General features: G+C 56.6%; 12 protein-coding genes. 6 read left to right on the top strand and 6 right to left on the bottom strand.

Going from position 1 to position 16315, the window contains the following annotated elements; all coding sequences use genetic code 11:
* The first annotated feature begins 20 nt into the window (after positions 1-20).
* Both bioH and MJ923_RS12685 read left to right on the top strand, forming a co-directional pair.
* Complete coding sequence (gene bioH, locus MJ923_RS12690) at positions 21-800, top strand: pimeloyl-ACP methyl ester esterase BioH (RefSeq protein WP_338092234.1); 780 nt, start codon at positions 21-23, stop codon at positions 798-800.
* A 57-nt stretch (positions 801-857) separates the two neighbouring features.
* Complete coding sequence (locus MJ923_RS12685) at positions 858-1367, top strand: hypothetical protein (RefSeq protein ID WP_240591416.1); 510 nt, start codon at positions 858-860, stop codon at positions 1365-1367.
* A 46-nt stretch (positions 1368-1413) separates the two neighbouring features.
* On the opposite strand, the gene MJ923_RS12680 is transcribed toward MJ923_RS12685, so the two are convergent.
* Positions 1414-3354 (bottom strand): LTA synthase family protein, encoded by a 1941-nt coding sequence (locus MJ923_RS12680; protein WP_240591415.1) that lies wholly within the window; start codon positions 3352-3354, stop codon positions 1414-1416.
* A gap of 231 nt (positions 3355-3585) precedes the next feature.
* Positions 3586-5934, bottom strand: a complete 2349-nt coding sequence (locus MJ923_RS12675; protein ID WP_240591414.1) for a Tex family protein — start codon at positions 5932-5934, stop codon at positions 3586-3588.
* 188 nt (positions 5935-6122) lie between these two features.
* Between MJ923_RS12675 and MJ923_RS12670 the strand changes: the two genes are divergently transcribed.
* Complete coding sequence (locus MJ923_RS12670) at positions 6123-8021, top strand: YfiR/HmsC family protein (protein WP_240591413.1); 1899 nt, start codon at positions 6123-6125, stop codon at positions 8019-8021.
* A 43-nt stretch (positions 8022-8064) separates the two neighbouring features.
* On the opposite strand, the gene MJ923_RS12665 is transcribed toward MJ923_RS12670, so the two are convergent.
* On the bottom strand, positions 8065-10122 hold the full coding sequence (locus MJ923_RS12665; protein WP_240591412.1) for a TonB-dependent receptor plug domain-containing protein: 2058 nt from the start codon (positions 10120-10122) through the stop codon (positions 8065-8067).
* A 145-nt stretch (positions 10123-10267) separates the two neighbouring features.
* Positions 10268-10762 carry a transcription elongation factor GreB gene (gene greB / locus MJ923_RS12660; protein ID WP_240591411.1) on the bottom strand — a complete coding sequence of 165 codons (495 nt, stop codon included), beginning with the start codon at positions 10760-10762 and terminating at the stop codon, positions 10268-10270.
* A gap of 350 nt (positions 10763-11112) precedes the next feature.
* Here greB and ompR point away from each other — a divergent pair, with 350 nt between their 5' ends.
* From ompR to MJ923_RS12645, 3 genes are all read left to right on the top strand, one after another.
* A complete protein-coding gene (ompR, locus tag MJ923_RS12655; protein WP_240591410.1) occupies positions 11113-11838 on the top strand; it encodes an osmolarity response regulator transcription factor OmpR in 726 nt (241 codons plus the stop codon).
* 15 nt (positions 11839-11853) lie between these two features.
* Positions 11854-13170 (top strand): two-component system sensor histidine kinase EnvZ, encoded by a 1317-nt coding sequence (envZ, locus tag MJ923_RS12650; protein ID WP_240591409.1) that lies wholly within the window; start codon positions 11854-11856, stop codon positions 13168-13170.
* Between the two features lie 67 nt (positions 13171-13237).
* Positions 13238-15178 (top strand): methyl-accepting chemotaxis protein, encoded by a 1941-nt coding sequence (locus MJ923_RS12645; protein WP_240591408.1) that lies wholly within the window; start codon positions 13238-13240, stop codon positions 15176-15178.
* A 26-nt stretch (positions 15179-15204) separates the two neighbouring features.
* On the opposite strand, the gene MJ923_RS12640 is transcribed toward MJ923_RS12645, so the two are convergent.
* The gene (locus tag MJ923_RS12640) at positions 15205-15678 is read right to left on the bottom strand and encodes a peroxiredoxin (RefSeq protein WP_240591407.1); all 474 of its coding nucleotides are present in this window, start codon (positions 15676-15678) and stop codon (positions 15205-15207) included.
* 215 nt (positions 15679-15893) lie between these two features.
* Positions 15894-16139, bottom strand: a complete 246-nt coding sequence (locus MJ923_RS12635) for a hypothetical protein (protein WP_126168692.1) — start codon at positions 16137-16139, stop codon at positions 15894-15896.
* Positions 16140-16315 lie beyond the last annotated feature (176 nt).

Below are 16315 nucleotides of genomic sequence, written 5' to 3'. Positions count from 1 at the left end.
ATCCCTGATAAGAGGCAAAAGTGACAAAGCACCCGCAGCAAGCAATCCATATCGACAGCCACGGCCAGGGGCCGGATTTGGTCATACTCCACGGCTGGGGCATGAATGGCGCCGTGTTTGCGCCGCTGCAAGGTGCGTTTCCCGAGTATAGGTTGCATTTTGCCGACCTGCCGGGCTTTGGCCTGAGCGCCCCCGTTGCCGGAGAGCTGGATGCCTGGGTCGATGCACTGATGGCTGCACTGCCACCGCAGATGATTCTGGCTGGCTGGTCTCTGGGCGGCCTGGTGGCAACCCGCGCAGCACTGCACTACCCAGACAGAGTCAGGGCGCTGGTGAGCATTGCTTCATCGCCCTGTTTTATGGCGCGGGAAGCGGAGAAATGGCCGGGTATTCCGCCGCAGGTGCTGGCTCAGTTTGGCACTGAGCTTGGGAAAAATCTGCCCAAAACCATCGAGCGATTCCTGGCGATTCAGGCCATGGGCAGCGATACCGCTAGGGAAGACATTCGCCGCCTGCGCGATCTGGTGCTGTCGCGCCCGTTACCGGACGCCAGCGCACTAAAGCAGGGACTTGAGATGCTGGAGCAGGTGGATTTACGGCCTGAACTTGCCGGGCTCTGCCAGCCGTGGCTGCGAATTTGGGGGCGTCTTGACGGGCTGGTCCCCAAGCGGGTGATGCCCGCTATGCCCAGCAGTAACACTGCGGAAGATTTGATGCTCGCCAAGGCGTCCCATGCGCCGTTCTTTTCCCATCCCGATGAATTTATCAGCGGCATGGCAAGTTGGCTGGCAAAGCTTTAATCCAGGCGAATGAGCGGTTATTATTTAAACAACCCTGCCATCAATTAAGGATGCACCATGCTGGTTGTCACCAACTATCCTCAGGTACCGATCGCGACGACCAACGCCGCGACCGATGCGTTGCGGGTAGAAAGCCAGCAGCGCCCACCCATAGTGCCCGCGCCCGAGTTGACCAAGGGTCATGAAGAACGGGCCTTCAATTCACAAAATGAACGTACCGCCGACGAGCCACAGGTGCAGGCCAAACTGCAGCAGCGGGTTGACGAGCGCCAGCAACAACAGCACCAGCAGCAACAGCAACAAAGGGAAGGTGAAAAACAGGCCAGTCAGCCTCTGCCGCCCAAGGCGCTTAAGCTGCCAGCCCGCACGCCGGGGGCGTTGAGCCGTAAAGACATCAGAGTCAGGGTAGAAGATAAGGCACCCAAACAGCCTATAGGCGCCAAAACCGCCACGCCGGCAACAGGCCAGGAAGCCTCCCTGTACCGCACCATAGCCTCACATGTAGGCAGTTTCTATCGCCACACCAGCGAACCTGCTGCCGAAGCTGGCATCGAAGCCTGGATTTAATTGAGTCGCGGCAACCCAAGCCGCCGCGACCATATTCAGTGACGTTTTATTCCAGCGCAAACAAGCCCTGCTGATACGCCAGACTGCCCCAGAGCGCCCACGCCAGCGCGGTTTTTTGCATGGTTTCCGGCTGCGGGAAGGGGCTAAGACTGCCATCTTCACGCTGATAACGGAAACCCTCTGGCGCCCGCTCAGGCTGCAAAATAACCAAATCATTGCCACGCATATAGGCAAAGTTTTTGTCGTACTGCATCAGGGCCCGTCCGGGCCAATCATCGGCAACCTGGGTCAGATCCTGCCCCAGCATAGGGTAACGGCCCGAAATGCCCATCAGCGACAACAAGGTTGGCGCCAGGTCGATTTGACTCACCACCCGCTGATCGCGCTTAGGGGCAACCCCATCGGCAATGATGAGTCCAGGGATGCGGAACCGGTTCACCGGCACCAGGCTGGCACCACCCACACGGCTGTCGTGGTCGGCCACCACCAGAAACACCGTATCCTTCCAATAGTCTGAATCTTTGGCCAGCTTGAAGAACTCGCCAATGGCGAAATCGGCGTACTTGGCGGCGTTATTACGGGTCTGCTTGGGCTGCTCGAACAGCTCAATGCGGCCATCGGGGAACTCGAACGGGTCGTGGTTGCTGGAGCTGAACACCAGGCTGAAGAAGGGCTTACCTTGCTGATGCAGACGCTTGAACTCACTGTCGGCACGGCGCATCAGGTCTTCATCAGACACCCCCCAACTGCCCACAAAGGCCGGGTTTTGATAGTCATCCTCGTCCACAATGCGGCCAAAGCCATTGCCCAGGAAGAAGCTGCGCATATTGTCGAAGTGGCTTTCACCGCCATAAATAAAGGAGGTGTCGTAGCCCTGGCGTCGCAGCATTTCAGCAATGGTGAAGAAACCGTTCTGACTCTTGCCAAGTTTTACCACCGAGCGCGCTGGCGTCGGCGTGAAGCCAGTGGTGACCGCTTCGATGCCACGCACCGAGCGGGTGCCGGTGGCGTAGAGGTTATCGAAATACCAGCCTTCGGCCGATAAGGCATCCAGATTCGGCGTCAGCGGCAAGCCGCCAAGGCTGCCGACAAAACGTGCCCCCAGACTTTCCTGCAGAATGATCACCAGGTTGCGGGGCTTGCCGTGAAAACTGGCCTGGTTGTCCGACAGGCTCGGCAGCTTGTCCGACACAAAGCGCTCTGGGCTGCGGCCGCTGTCGGCCCGCACAGCGGCAATAATTTCATCTTTTGGCAGCTCACCATACATCTTGGCGGCATTGGCCTCTTTGCCCATCTGGCTGATGGCAAACACCAGCGAATAAGAGGAGTTCACCGTCAGTGAATTCACCAGCGGATCGTCACAAAAAGCCACCATGGCCGGGTTGAGCGGTCTGTGACCCAGGGTCGAACGGCCACCGGCCAGGATCACCACAGCCACCAGTACCAGCAATACCGGCCGCAGGTACCAACGGGGATAGGTCAGATTCTGGGTCAGACGGCCCGATAACTTCCAGCCGCCCCACAGAATAAGCGTTGACGCCACCAGGCCAAACAGCAGCTCAAGCGGTCTGCCGCTCCACAGCATAGACAACACTTCTTTGGGGTAAATCAGGTATTCGATATAGAGTCGATTGGGGCGAATGCCATACTCTTCGATAAAGGATGGGGTAGAGAGCTCCAGAAACAGCATCAACCACAGGCCCAGAGTCAGCCACAGTCGCAATATGGGGCGCCACACATAGCCAAGCACATGCTTGCCACCAAATATCACTGTGCCGAGGGCCGCGCCGCCCCACAGCCAACACAGGGTGGCAATATCCACCCGCAGCCCCTGCACCAGCAGGTGTTGCCAGCCTCCGGCGGCATCAACCCGCTCAGCCTGCCACAGCCCCAGGCCAATCCGGCTTATCATTAGGGCTGCCAATGCCAACAAGGCAAAAATCCCCAACGCCCGCCATGGGCTTTGCGGTGGTTCTCTGAATCTCATTGCGTTACTCCGGCGTCCGCTCTTGTCGGCGGTCTCTCATACGTGAGTGGTATGATACTCACAGCCACCAAAAGTTCACCTGAATATCACAGAAAATTCATACCCGGGCACAAGTCGACCGCAGAATTCAACAAAAGCATCGGCAAGATTGCCGGGAGGCGGGATTGTGACTGCCTGATTTGCATAAAAAAACGCGGCAAGGGCCGCGTTTTTCAGTCTGCTTGGGCAGAATTATTTTTTCATCTTGGCAAAGGCATCGGCAAAAGCGTTGCCCATGGCGGCATTGATGGGTTGCGGCTTGGACGCCTTGCCCTGACCACCGGCCTGCGGCTTACCCTGAGGTTTAGCGCCCGGCTTGCCACCCTGCCCCTGACGGGCGCGTGGCTGGCCGCTTGGCTGCGGCTTTTCATCCAAACGCATGGTCAGGCCAATACGCTTGCGCTCCACATCCACTTCCATCACCTTCACCTTCACCACATCACCGGCCTTCACCACTGTGTGCGGGTCGCTGACAAACTTGTCCGACAGCGACGAGATATGCACCAGACCATCCTGATGCACCCCTATGTCGACAAAGGCGCCGAAGTTGGTGACATTGGTGACCACGCCTTCGAGGATCATCTCCAGCTTGAGGTCACGGATTTCAGTCACGCCTTCTTTGAAGTGCGCGGTCTTGAATTCACCACGTGGATCGCGGCCCGGCTTATCCAGCTCTTTGAGGATGTCGGTCACCGTTGGCAAACCAAAGGACTCGGTCACAAACTCCTCAGCCTTGAGGGTACGGATAAGCTCGGTATTGCCAATCAGGTTGCCAAGCGGCAAATCGCGGGTCTGGGCAATGTTTTGCACCAACGAGTAGGCTTCGGGGTGCACTGCCGAGGCATCCAGCGGATTATCGCCTTCACGAATACGCAAAAAGCCGGCAGCCTGCTCGAATGCCTTGGGGCCGAGGCGCGGCACTTTTAACAGCTCTTTGCGGTTCTTGAACTGGCCGTTTTCGTCGCGGTATTCCACCACATTTTTCGCCAGGGTCTTGTTCAGACCAGACACCTGACTTAGCAGCGCCACCGAGGCCATATTCAGATCCACGCCTACGCTGTTTACGCAGTCTTCCACCACGGCTTCGAGGCTGGAGGACAACTGGCTCTGGCTCACATCATGCTGATACTGACCAACGCCGATGGACTTGGGCTCGATTTTCACCAGCTCTGCCAGTGGATCCTGCAAACGACGGGCAATAGACACGGCGCCGCGGATGGATACATCCAGATCCGGAAACTCCTGCGCCGCCAGTTCAGAGGCCGAATACACAGAAGCGCCCGCCTCGCTCACCATCACCTTGGTCAGGCCTGGATGGCTTTCTTTCACGGCGGCAATCACTTCACCGGCCAACTTGTCGGTCTCGCGGGATGCAGTGCCGTTACCCACGGCAATCAGCTCCACCTTGTGCATGTTCACCAATGTGGTGAGGGTACGCAGCGACTTATCCCACTGATTTTGTGGCTCATGCGGGAAAATAGTCGTATGAGCCACCAGCTTGCCGGTGTCGTTTACCACCGCCACTTTCACCCCGGTACGCAATCCGGGGTCCAGACCCATGGTGGCCTTGGAGCCCGCAGGGGCAGCCATCAGCAAGTCGTTGAGGTTACGAGCAAATACCTTGATGGCATCGTCTTCAGCCTGTTCACGCAGACGGGAGATAAACTCGGTTTCCATCTGCAGCGCCACCTTGATGCGCCAGGTACCTGTAACCACGGTTTTCAGCCACTGATCCACAGCACTGTCACCCAGTTTCAGACCCAGATGTTCGGCAATAATCACCTCGCAGTAACTGCCGCTGCCGGGCTCGGCTTCAGGATCGGCAACCATCGCCAGGCTTAAAATGCCTTCATTGCGGCCACGCAGCATGGCCAGCGCCCGGTGCGATGGCACCTTGCCCAAAAGCTCACTGTGCTCAAAATAGTCGCGAAACTTGGCGCCTTCTTTCTCTTTACCGGCAATCACTTTGCTTTGCAGCACAGCCACACCCGAGAGATGTTCACGCACCTTGCGGATAAGCTCGGCGTCTTCGGCAAAACGCTCCATCAGGATGTAGCGGGCGCCATCGAGCACGGCGCGCACATCGGCAAATCCGGCTTCGGCATTGATAAAGGCGCTCGCTTCGGCGTCGATATCGGCGCTGCGGTTGGCCAGCAGCAGTTCGGCCAATGGCTCGATACCGGCCTCAATGGCAATTTGGCCCTTGGTGCGGCGCTTGGGCTTGTAAGGCAGGTACAAGTCTTCAAGGCGGGTCTTGCTGTCAGCACCCAGAATGGCGGCCTTGAGTTCGGTGGTCAGCTTACCCTGCGCCTCAATGGACGACAGGATAACGTCACGGCGATCGCCAAGTTCACGCAGGTAGCCCAAACGGCTGTGCAGGGTTCTCAGCTGGGTGTCATCCAGACCACCGGTCACTTCTTTTCGATAACGGGCCACAAAGGGCACGGTTGCGCCATCGTCCAGCAAGGCGATGGTGGCAGTCACCTGTGCCTCACGGACATTCAATTCTTCGGCGATGATCCGCGCAATATTTGATGTCATCAAGGATTCTCGTACGTCTGTGGTGTAGAAAAACACGGGAAAAAATCACAATGCCCCCAAGAGTACCACAGCCCTTGGCTGAGTTTCATGCCCGGCGATAATCAAGCGCTTTTACAGGAAAAAAACAGCCTCTCGACCTATGCTTTTATCACTTCCCCCACGCTTTCTATCCAGCATTCGGAGCAAGAATGACCCGAGTCGGCAAACTCCTGTATCCCATCGCCCTGTTGCTTGCTGCCTTGCTGACGCAGGCGGCGGACCTCACCCCTGAACAGGTCAAGACCGCCTACGTGTTTAACTTCCTTAAGTACATCACCTGGCCGGACGAGGCCAAACGCAATGAACTTAAGCTGCTGTACACGGGGGATGATGGCAAATATCTGAGCGTGCTCAAATCGTTGGAGCAGCAGCAAGTCCGCGGGCTGAGATTAAAAGTGACCCAGGGCAGCAGCAACAGCGCCATCACCGCGGCCGATGTGGTGCTGGTGGATAAAGCTGGCGAGCCGAGGCTTGGGGCCATTAATGCCCTTATCAAAGACAAACCCATTTTGGTGATTGCCGACAACGCCCGGGAAAAACAGCTGTTCGGGCTGAATTTTATTGCCAAAAGCGGCGGTAAAATAGGTTTTGAAATAAACAGATACAGCCTAATTTATCAAAAGCTTATCGTTTCAAAAGACATAGTTATCCTCGGCGGCACCGAGCTGGATGTCGCTACCATGGTCAAGGATATGGAATCCACCCTGCAGGCCAACCGCGAGCAATACGCCAGGTTGCAGGCTCAGGTTGCCGAAAAGCAGCGTCAGCTGGAGGCTCAGCAGCAACAGCAGCGTCAGCAACAAGCCAAGATTGCCGAGCTGGATGCCACCATCACAGAGCAGCGCCAACTGCAGGCCAGCCTGCAAGCCCAGCAGCAGGACATGGAAAAACGTATGGCAGACACCCAGGCCACCTTCAGCCGCCATCAGGCACAGCTGGATGCCAAGCAGCAGGAGCTGAAAAACAAGACCGAAGACATTGCCGCGCTCTCGGCCTCCATCAATGTCAACGAAGCGCGCATTCGCGAACAAAAACAGATACTGGCAAGCTATGAAACCGAGCTGGCACAGAAGGAGCAAAACCTCGCCAGCCAGAGCGAAACCCTCGAAGCCCAAAGCTCGACTATTCAAACTCAAAAGTACCTGCTGTATATCTCCATCGCGCTCATTATCTCCATCAGCGTGTCCATCATGCTGATTTACCGCGGCGTGCGGATTAAAAACGGCCTGTTCCTCAAGCTGGCCCACAAAAACACTGAGCTTGAAAAAGCCAATACCGAGATTTTGAATACCCGTGACCAGCTGATTAAAAGCGAGAAAATGGCGGCTCTTGGTGGTCTGGTTGCCGGGGTTGCCCACGAAATCAACACCCCGGTTGGGGTCGGCATCACCTCTTCGACCCACATGCAGGAACAGCTGGCGCGCTTTATCAGTCGATACCGGGCCGACGATGTGAACGAAGAAGATTTGGATCTACTGCTCGACGACCTGACCCAATCCCTCGACCTGCTGGTGCGCAATCTGGATCGCGCTGCCAGGCTGGTGCGCAGCTTCAAACAGGTGTCGGTGGACCAAAGCCACGAAGAAGTGCGTACTCTGCAACTGAAGGAATATATCCGCGAGGTGTGCGACAGCCTGCAACACGAGCTCAAGCGCGGCAAACATCAGGTGCACATTGAAGCCGACCCGAGCCTCAGCTTCAGCTGCGAAGCCGGTGCCATGGCGCAGGTGCTTACCAATCTGGTGATGAACTCGCTGGTGCATGGATTCAGGGACATGAGTGACGGCCAAATCCGTTTCGAATGCTATCGCAGCGGCGATGGCATCATCATCGACTATCAGGACAGCGGCAACGGGATCGACGACGATGCCATTTCCAAGGTGTTCGACCCCTTCTTTACCACCCGTCGCGGCGAAGGCAGCTCGGGTCTTGGGATGCACGTGTCTTTCAACATAGTCACCCAAAAATTCGGCGGCGACATTCAGTGCCTGCCCTGCGCCCATGGCGCACACTTCCGGCTGAGTTTGCCGCTGCAACCGCCCGCGTAATCAAGCCGATTCTTAGTCAATTCAGCACTTAATTAAATTGTTTTTAGTCAAACCGATAGCTGAGACCAAGTTCCACAGTGCGCCCCGGCAGCGGGTTGCCGGGTTCGCCATCGAAGGCGTAAAAATTGTCTCTGCCGAGCAGATTTTTAAACCGCAGATGCCAGCCAAGTGTGCGCCACTGCCCATGTAAACTGGCGTCCAGGCTGGCAATGGCACTGGCGTCGCCTTCGATATCACCATGCCAGCGGTAGCCCAGCTGCGCCCTGGCAAAGCTGAGGTCGTGGGCCACAAAGGCCAGCAGCTTGGCCTTGGGCATGTCTTTGGTGGCCGCTTCAGAACCACTGGCAGGCCACACCTGATTCAGGGCACCACCGAGTTGCCAATCGGCAGCAAACCGCCATTCAAACTCGGCCTCCACGCCATAGACTTCAAACCGCTGCGCCGAGTTGGCAAAGCTGTTTTTACTCAGCTCATCCCCCTTGTCATCGATGAATTTCAATGGCCGACCATCAAGGGCACTGTCGGTTTGATTGTAAAAGCCGCTCAGTTTCAGCATCCAGGGGGATTGCAGATACAACACATCCAGCTCGGTCGAACTGAAGGTCTCGGGTGCCAAACTATCGCTCAGGCCCGCCAGGGCCGCAGCCGGATCGGCGGCATGGGTGCCGACATAATTGCGGGTTTCATCGTTCAGCAGGTATTCCTTCAACCCCGGCGAGCGAAAGGCCGAACTGTACAACGCCTTCAGCGTCCAGCGCTCATTGAGCGCCTTCACCAGTGCCACCCTTGGTGACCAATGACTGAAACTGTCCTGCAGATAGGCACCTCTGTCGTAACGCAGCCCAGCGGTAAGATGAATATCCAAAAGCGAAGGGAAAACATCGTGATACTGAAAAAATGCCCCGCGATACTCCACACTGTCTGAGGCCTGCCTTTGCCACTCAGGCGCTGAGATATCGGTTTGTGCCAGCTCCTCAAAGGGCGAGTCAGGCACAAAAAAGCCGCCCTTATCCCGGCGCCGCTCCAATGATGCGCCCAACAGTAATGAGCGCTGCTCCCCCAGCTGCCATTGCAGTTCGGCCTCCAGCAATCTGGCGTTGGCCTCCACCGAATACTGGCTGAACAGCGGCTCATCTCCAGCCTCAATTTGCGCCCGGGTGTTGTTAATGGCCGTGCCCGCCTCGTCCGAGTCGTTATTCACCAGCCGCACACTGGCCTGCCAGTCATCAAAAAAGGTGTTCTGCCAGCTGAGATAGGCGATGCGGGTATCCCACTGGATTTGGTTTTGTGGCACCGACAAATCGCCCACCCAGTGCTCGCCAAGGCCCGACTGGCGCTGCATATCGATATAGCCCACCACAAACTGGCCCCAATTGCCGGGGGCAAAGGCGTGGCGCACATAACCAAAGTGCGCCTGCTGATCATCGTAATAGCGCTGCAAAGGTGAAAAGTCCGGCCCCACCAAGGCCTGCTCACTGCCCTTATCGAAGGCCTGATACACTCCAAAACTGTTACCCAAGCGGCTCGATAACCTGCCGCTGACCATGGCACGGCGCCCGACTTCATCACCGCCATAGCTGCCATCCAGCTGCAAACCATCGGTGCCTTCGCTATCGGAGGTGAGGCTAATCACCCCAAAAAATGCACTCTGACCATAAATCGCCGAGGCAGGCCCCCGCAGCACTTCCACCTGTTTCATCGGCAGTAATGGCAACTCGTTTTCAATCGGCGCCTTGTTGGCGCGGGCATGGTTCAGCCGTATCCCATCCAGCAGCACCAGGTGTTTGTTGTTCTCAAAACTGCCAGCCCGCTGACCACGGGTTTCCAGCACCCGTTCGCCGTAAATGCTGTAGCTGCTGTAACCCGAAGTCACATCCGCCAATCCGGCCAGCTGACTCACCCCAAGGGTTTGTAATTGTTCCTGATTAAATACGCTGATATTGGCGGGAGACAAGCTCAGCGGTAAAGACACTTTTGAGGATACCGACACCTGAATGTCGGCCAGCTGCTCTATCGACAGCTCAAAAATCGACTGCTCGGCCCATGTGGCAACGGGAACCATGGCCGCAACGCAACACAGAGCCAACTTGGATGGCTTCATAGCTTCACCCCGGCAAACAAAGGCAAAATCACCCCTGATTTTGAGTATAGAAGCCACTGGAACGGCCAGCATGTCACCGCGCAAAGATTCAAAATGCACAGCTAAAAAAAAGCGGCCGAAGCCGCTTGGTGTTTTGCCGATCTGGCTAGTCTTCTGCCTCGAAGGGCTGGTAGCGGATGGCGTTGATGTACCACTCTTTGCGGCCGGAGGGGGTTTGTACCGAGACTTCGTCGTCCACCTGCTTGCCAATCAGGGCACGGGCCATGGGGGAATCTATGGTGATGTAGCCTTTTTTGGTGTCGATTTCATCTTTGCCGACAATACGATAGCGCACAATTTTGCCTTCATCGTTTTCCAGCTCAACCCAGGCGCCAAAAAACACCTTACCCTCCTGTTGGGGGGAATAGTCGACAATTTTCAGCACTTCGAGACGCTTGATAAGGTAGCGCACCCGGCTGTCGATTTGCCGCAGCAGCCGCTTATTGTAGGTGTAATCGGCGTTTTCTGAGCGATCGCCCTGGGCGGCAGCCTCCTGCACCTTGAGGGTAATTTCCGGGCGGTATTCCTTCCAGAGGTATTTCAGCTCCTTATCGAGCGCTTCCCAGCCTTTGCGGGTAATGAGATGGGCTTTTTCAGCCATGAAAAACAACCTGTATAAATGCAGTATCTGCCCACAGGGTTCCAGAAGCCCGACCCGCTTGCAAGCACCAAGACGAGCCCAAGCCCGCGAGCGCACCAAATTTGTTCGCCCAATCGCCTCAGGGAAGGTGCGAACAATTCCTCGCACAGTAAGCACAGGGCTTATTCGCACCTTCCTTGGCTATATTGAACAATGCGCTATGTCGTGAGTTTGGGCACAGGACTGGCGTTTAACGAATGTTACAAAGTCACAGGTGCTTTTTGGCCCTAAACTGGCTAAATTTAGGATATTCCGCCATTTTTTCGGTTAGTATGTTGTGGCTGCTGCGGCCACTTTGAGGGGAAGGATACATGGGACAGGAAACTTCCAAGATTCTGGTAGTCGACGATGATATGCGCCTTCGTGCGCTGCTTGAGCGTTATCTGGTTGAACAGGGCTATCAGGTTCGTGCTGCGGCCAATGCCGAACAGATGGACAGGTTGCTGGAGCGGGAAAACTTCCACATGATGGTGCTGGATCTGATGCTGCCCGGTGAAGACGGTTTGTCTATCTGCCGCCGTTTGCGCCAGAGTGGTAACCCGCTGCCCATCATCATGCTGACCGCCAAGGGCGACGAAGTAGACCGCATTATCGGCCTCGAACTCGGCGCCGATGATTACCTGCCCAAACCCTTTAATCCCCGCGAACTGTTGGCCCGTATTAAAGCGGTAATGCGCCGTCAAACTCAGGATGTGCCCGGTGCCCCGGCGCAGCAGGAAGAAGAAGTCAGCTTTGGCGAGTTCACCCTCAATCTGGCTACCCGCGAGATGTATCAGGGCAGCGAATCTATTTCCCTCACCAGCGGCGAATTTGCCGTGCTTAAGGTACTGGTCACTCACCCGCGCGAGCCGCTGTCGCGGGATAAGCTGATGAACCTCGCCCGAGGCCGTGACTACTCGGCGCTTGAGCGTTCCATCGATGTGCAGGTGTCCCGCCTGCGGCGCCTGATTGAGAAAGACCCCGCCAACCCCAGATACATTCAAACCGTGTGGGGCCTGGGTTATGTGTTTGTGCCCGACGGCAGTGCCCGTCGCTGATCCCCGGGTGATTGAATGAAACTTCGCTGGTGGCAGCGGTTGCTGCCCCGCAGCGCCTTTAGCCAGACCGTGATGCTGATTGGTTGTCTTTTGCTGATCAATCAGCTGTTTTCTTATGTGTCTGTTGCGCTCTACGTGATAAAACCCAGCTACCAGCAGATTAACCAACTCATTGCCCGGCAGATAAACTTTATGTTTGCCGACGATGTGGTGATCGGCCGCGAGTACCTGAGTTTGGTAGACGCCCTCAATGCCAAAGTCCATGACGACAGCATGCAGGTGTATAACCAAAAGCAGGCCCGTGAAGCCGGCATAGACAACGCCACCTACTACAACCTATTGTCGGAGCAGATGTCCGAATACCTGGGAGGCAAGGCAGAAGTACGTATTGCCCAGGGCGAAACCGTTCAAATCTGGATCCGTCCGCCTCAGGCCCCCAGCGTGTGGATCAGGGTGCCACTGTCCAGCTTCAACGAATTGGAAATGTCGCTGCTGACCCTGTATCTGATGGTGATTGGTGCCCTTAGTGTGGCGGGCGGTTGGCTGTTTGCCAGACGCCAAAGCAAACCATTGAAAGAACTTCAAAAAGCGGCAATGAGCGTATCGCGCGGCGAATACCCGGAGGCGATCCCGCCCGCGGGCTCCAGTGAAATTGTCGAAGTAACCCATGCTTTCAACCAGATGGCCCACAGCATGCGGATGCTGGAGCAAGACCGTGCCCTGATGATGGCGGGCATTTCCCACGATTTGCGCACCCCGCTCACCCGGATCCGGCTGGCATCCGAAATGATGGTCGAAGAGGACGCGTACCTGCGCGATGGCATAGTGGCCGACATCGACGACATGAACGCCATCATTAACCAGTTTATTGCCTATATCCGCCAGGATCAGGAAGCCGTGTGGGAAAAGGCCGATATCAATCAGCTGGTTACTGAACTGGCACAGGCCGAATCCAAACGTGATGCCACTATCGAGCTGGCGCTGGGCGAGTGCCGCGAGATCCCCATGCAGGTAATCGCCATCAAGCGGGTGCTGGGCAACCTGCTGGAAAACGCCTTCCGCTACGGCCGCGGCTGGCTTAAGGTCTCGACCCGCATGGAGAAAAACCAGCTGGTGCTGACGGTGGAAGACAATGGTCCCGGCATTCCTGTTGATCAGATCCCTAAGCTGTTTCAACCCTTTACTCAGGGCGATACCGCCCGTGGCAGCGTGGGCTCTGGCCTGGGGCTTGCCATTATCAAGCGCATCATCGACCGCCATCAGGGCAAGGTAAAACTCAGTAATCGCAGCGAAGGCGGCCTGAAAGCCGACGTCTTTTTACCGCTGGAATAAGCGGCCTCATAAAAGTGTAACCAGGCTGTCATAAGCTGCTGATATCCAGTGCTTGTCGTCTGCCGTTATGAAAATTTCCACCCTGTCATTGGGCGCTTCGGCGCTGCTTTTGGTGTTGGCCAGCTTGATGACGGCCACCTTGCTTTGGACCAGCAAGCAACGTGCTCAGCTTGAAGATCACAGCAATCGGATTGCCACACTGCAACAGGACTTTGTGATTGATGTGCGCCGCCTGCTGGAGCTGTACCTCAAAAGCGGTGATGCCAGCCAATTGGAAGCCGCCCGCAGCAAACTGCGCGATATGAATGCATCTCTTGCCGCCCTGCCCGCCGCCGAGGCCACTCAGCTGGCCGCAACCCTCAGCCAATTTGAAGCCGATCTCGACAGTAAGTACCGCGCCGCCGGTAAACTGGCGGGCAACCCGCGCCAACTGCTGGCCCACGCCGAATCTGAACTGCTCGACTACAACCGCATGCTGGCAAGCTACGCCACCGAGGGGCTGAGCAGCGCCCCGGACAAAGCCACCGCCCTGTTACAGCTCACCCAGGAACTGCCACCGCTGGTATATGGGTTGTCGCAGCAGACCGACGCTTATCTGATTGGCCGCGACAGCCGCCTTAAGAAGGTGTTGGAATCGAGTCTCGACAGCCTTGAGCACTGGCAGCAACAGCTGGCCGCCATGCCGCTGCTGGGTATCTATGAAGCAGCGGATGATGAAGACCTGTTACCCGGGCAGGATGCGCCACAGGCGAGCGAGAAAGGGGCCGCACTGGTGGCGGAACTCAGCAGCCTCAGCAGCCGATACCGCCGCGAGATAGACAACACTCACCAGTTACTGGTCGATAACCAGGCTACCCAGGAGTCGCTGCTCGGTGCCATTGCTGCCACCGAGCAAAACCTGCTGGCGCTTGGCGAAAAACAGCAGGCACAGAGCAATCGCCTCAAGCAGGATATGCAGCTGATGCTGTATGCGATGGCGGGTTTGCTGGCCCTGTACGCCTGTTGTTATCTGGTGGTGCAGCAGCGCAAGGTGGTGGCTCCGCTGAAGCGGCTCAACCATGCCTTTTTGAAGCTGACAGAGGCGGGCGAGCGCCAACAACTTGAGGTGCGAAGCCGCTGCGAAACCGGACAAATCGCCGGTCACTTCAACCGCCTGCTGAAACGATTCGAAGATGAAGACGAGGCCCAGCGGCAGCAATTCAGCGGCGTATCAGCCACCCTTGAGCAGCTCAGAGGCCGCATCGCCGACATGGCCGGCAGCGCCGAGGCCACTGGCGAGATTGTGCGTCAGGCTCAATCCCGCACCGGGGAGCTGAAAACGCTGGCGACCGAAGTCAGCAACAGCTCCAATCGGGTTGCGGGCGATGCCAATGCCACTGTAGAACAAATGGCCCAGAGTCAGGCCGGCGCCGAAGCAATGATCCGCGCCACCGACGAAACCCGCGAGGCCGTTGACCATTGTCATAAGGCACTTGGCAGCCTCAGCAGTTCGGTTATCAAGGTGTCGGGCATCATAGATGTGATTGGCAATATCGCCGAACAGACCAATCTGCTGGCACTCAATGCTGCCATCGAAGCGGCGCGGGCTGGTGAGCAAGGCCGCGGCTTTGCGGTGGTGGCCGATGAGGTTCGCAGCCTGTCACAGCGCACCCAGAGTTCGCTGCAGCAAGTGCAGAATATCCTTGGTGAACTGAAAGACGCCAGTGAGCAGTTATCCGGGCGGGTAGAAGGGATTGATGCCGCGACCCATACCCAAAAGGCACGCGCAGGCGAGCTATTGGCCGCCGCCGAAGCGGTGCAAACACAGGCGGCTACCATGGCGGCGACTGCCGGTGAAGGCGCCAGCAACGCCAATGATCAGCAGTTGTGTCTCGATGCCTTCAGCCATGCCATGGCGCGGCTGATGGAGCAATCGGCCCATGGTGTCAGTCAAAGCCAGGCCATTGCGGCCGAAGTCGCGGCCCAGATAAACACCATAGAAACCTCGCTGGGCGGGCGCCAGCCTTAAATCGGCGCCCGGGCACAGCGGCCTGCTTACAGGGCTGCGAGGATCACTTCCGCTTTGCTGACTTCAAAGCTCTTTGGCTGCTCGACATTCAGCAGGGTAACCACGCCATTTTCCACCACCATGGCATAGCGCAGTGAACGCAGACCACCAAAGGCGCCGGTTTCCATTTCCAGACCCAGAGCCCTGGCGAAGCTGCCATCACCGTCGGCCAGCATACGGATTTCGGCGGCGTTCTGGGCATCACCCCAGGCCTTCATCACAAAGGCATCGTTTACCGATACACAGGCAATGAAGTCTACGCCCTTGGCCTTGAGTTCATCGGCCAGCACCACGTAACCCGGCAGGTGCGCCGCCGAGCAGGTTGGGGTAAAAGCGCCGGGCACCGCGAAGACCACCGCCTTTTTACCGGCAAACAGGGTTTCAACATCGTGGGTGACCATACCATCGGCGGTCAGCTCAGCCAGTTGGCCAACAGGAAGGGTTTGTCCTTGGGTAATCATGATTATCTCCACAGTAGTTTGAACCACCATGCTACGCCTTTTTGGCGGGGGCAAACACAGAGAAAAAGCAGGGACAAGTGGCATCAGGGGAATGGAATTGCGCGGGCCACGCTTTAGAGTCACATCACAGTAACGCATTCTTATACACAAAAGACTGACGGCACCCTTGGGTGCCGTCGTCAAATTTGGCAATCTGAGCCTGTAACCGCAAGACCTTACTCGCCGCGGCTGTGCTCCGTTCGACCATCATTACAGGCATAAGGGTCGATACAGGCATCGTCAGCCTTTGGCTCGGCGCGGTAGGCGGAAATGCTCTTGGCATCACCTACCTGCTCGGCAACCGCCTCGCGCAGCATGGGCTGCACGCCGTTAAGGTTAGTGTCTTGCAGTGTGCCATTGATGTCCTGGTAGGTAAGCCAGGCTGCATACGCGAGAATGGCATAAAATATCTGCCGTTTCATGACAATATCCTTCAAATTTATCTGTAATGTTACTCAGGGCGAATGGGATTTTTCTCCATTCACCGCGAATTTTGTTCAAAAAAATCAGTAGTTTCAATAGTAGTTTTTTTGACCAGTCAAAAAAGTGACGAAATAAATTGCACACAATTTATTAAACGCTTATGTAACAACGAGTT

The organism is Shewanella zhuhaiensis (genome assembly GCF_022484835.1).
GTDB classification, from domain to species: Bacteria; Pseudomonadota; Gammaproteobacteria; order Enterobacterales; family Shewanellaceae; genus Shewanella; species Shewanella khirikhana.
This window is presented reverse-complemented; position numbering and strand designations above follow the sequence as displayed.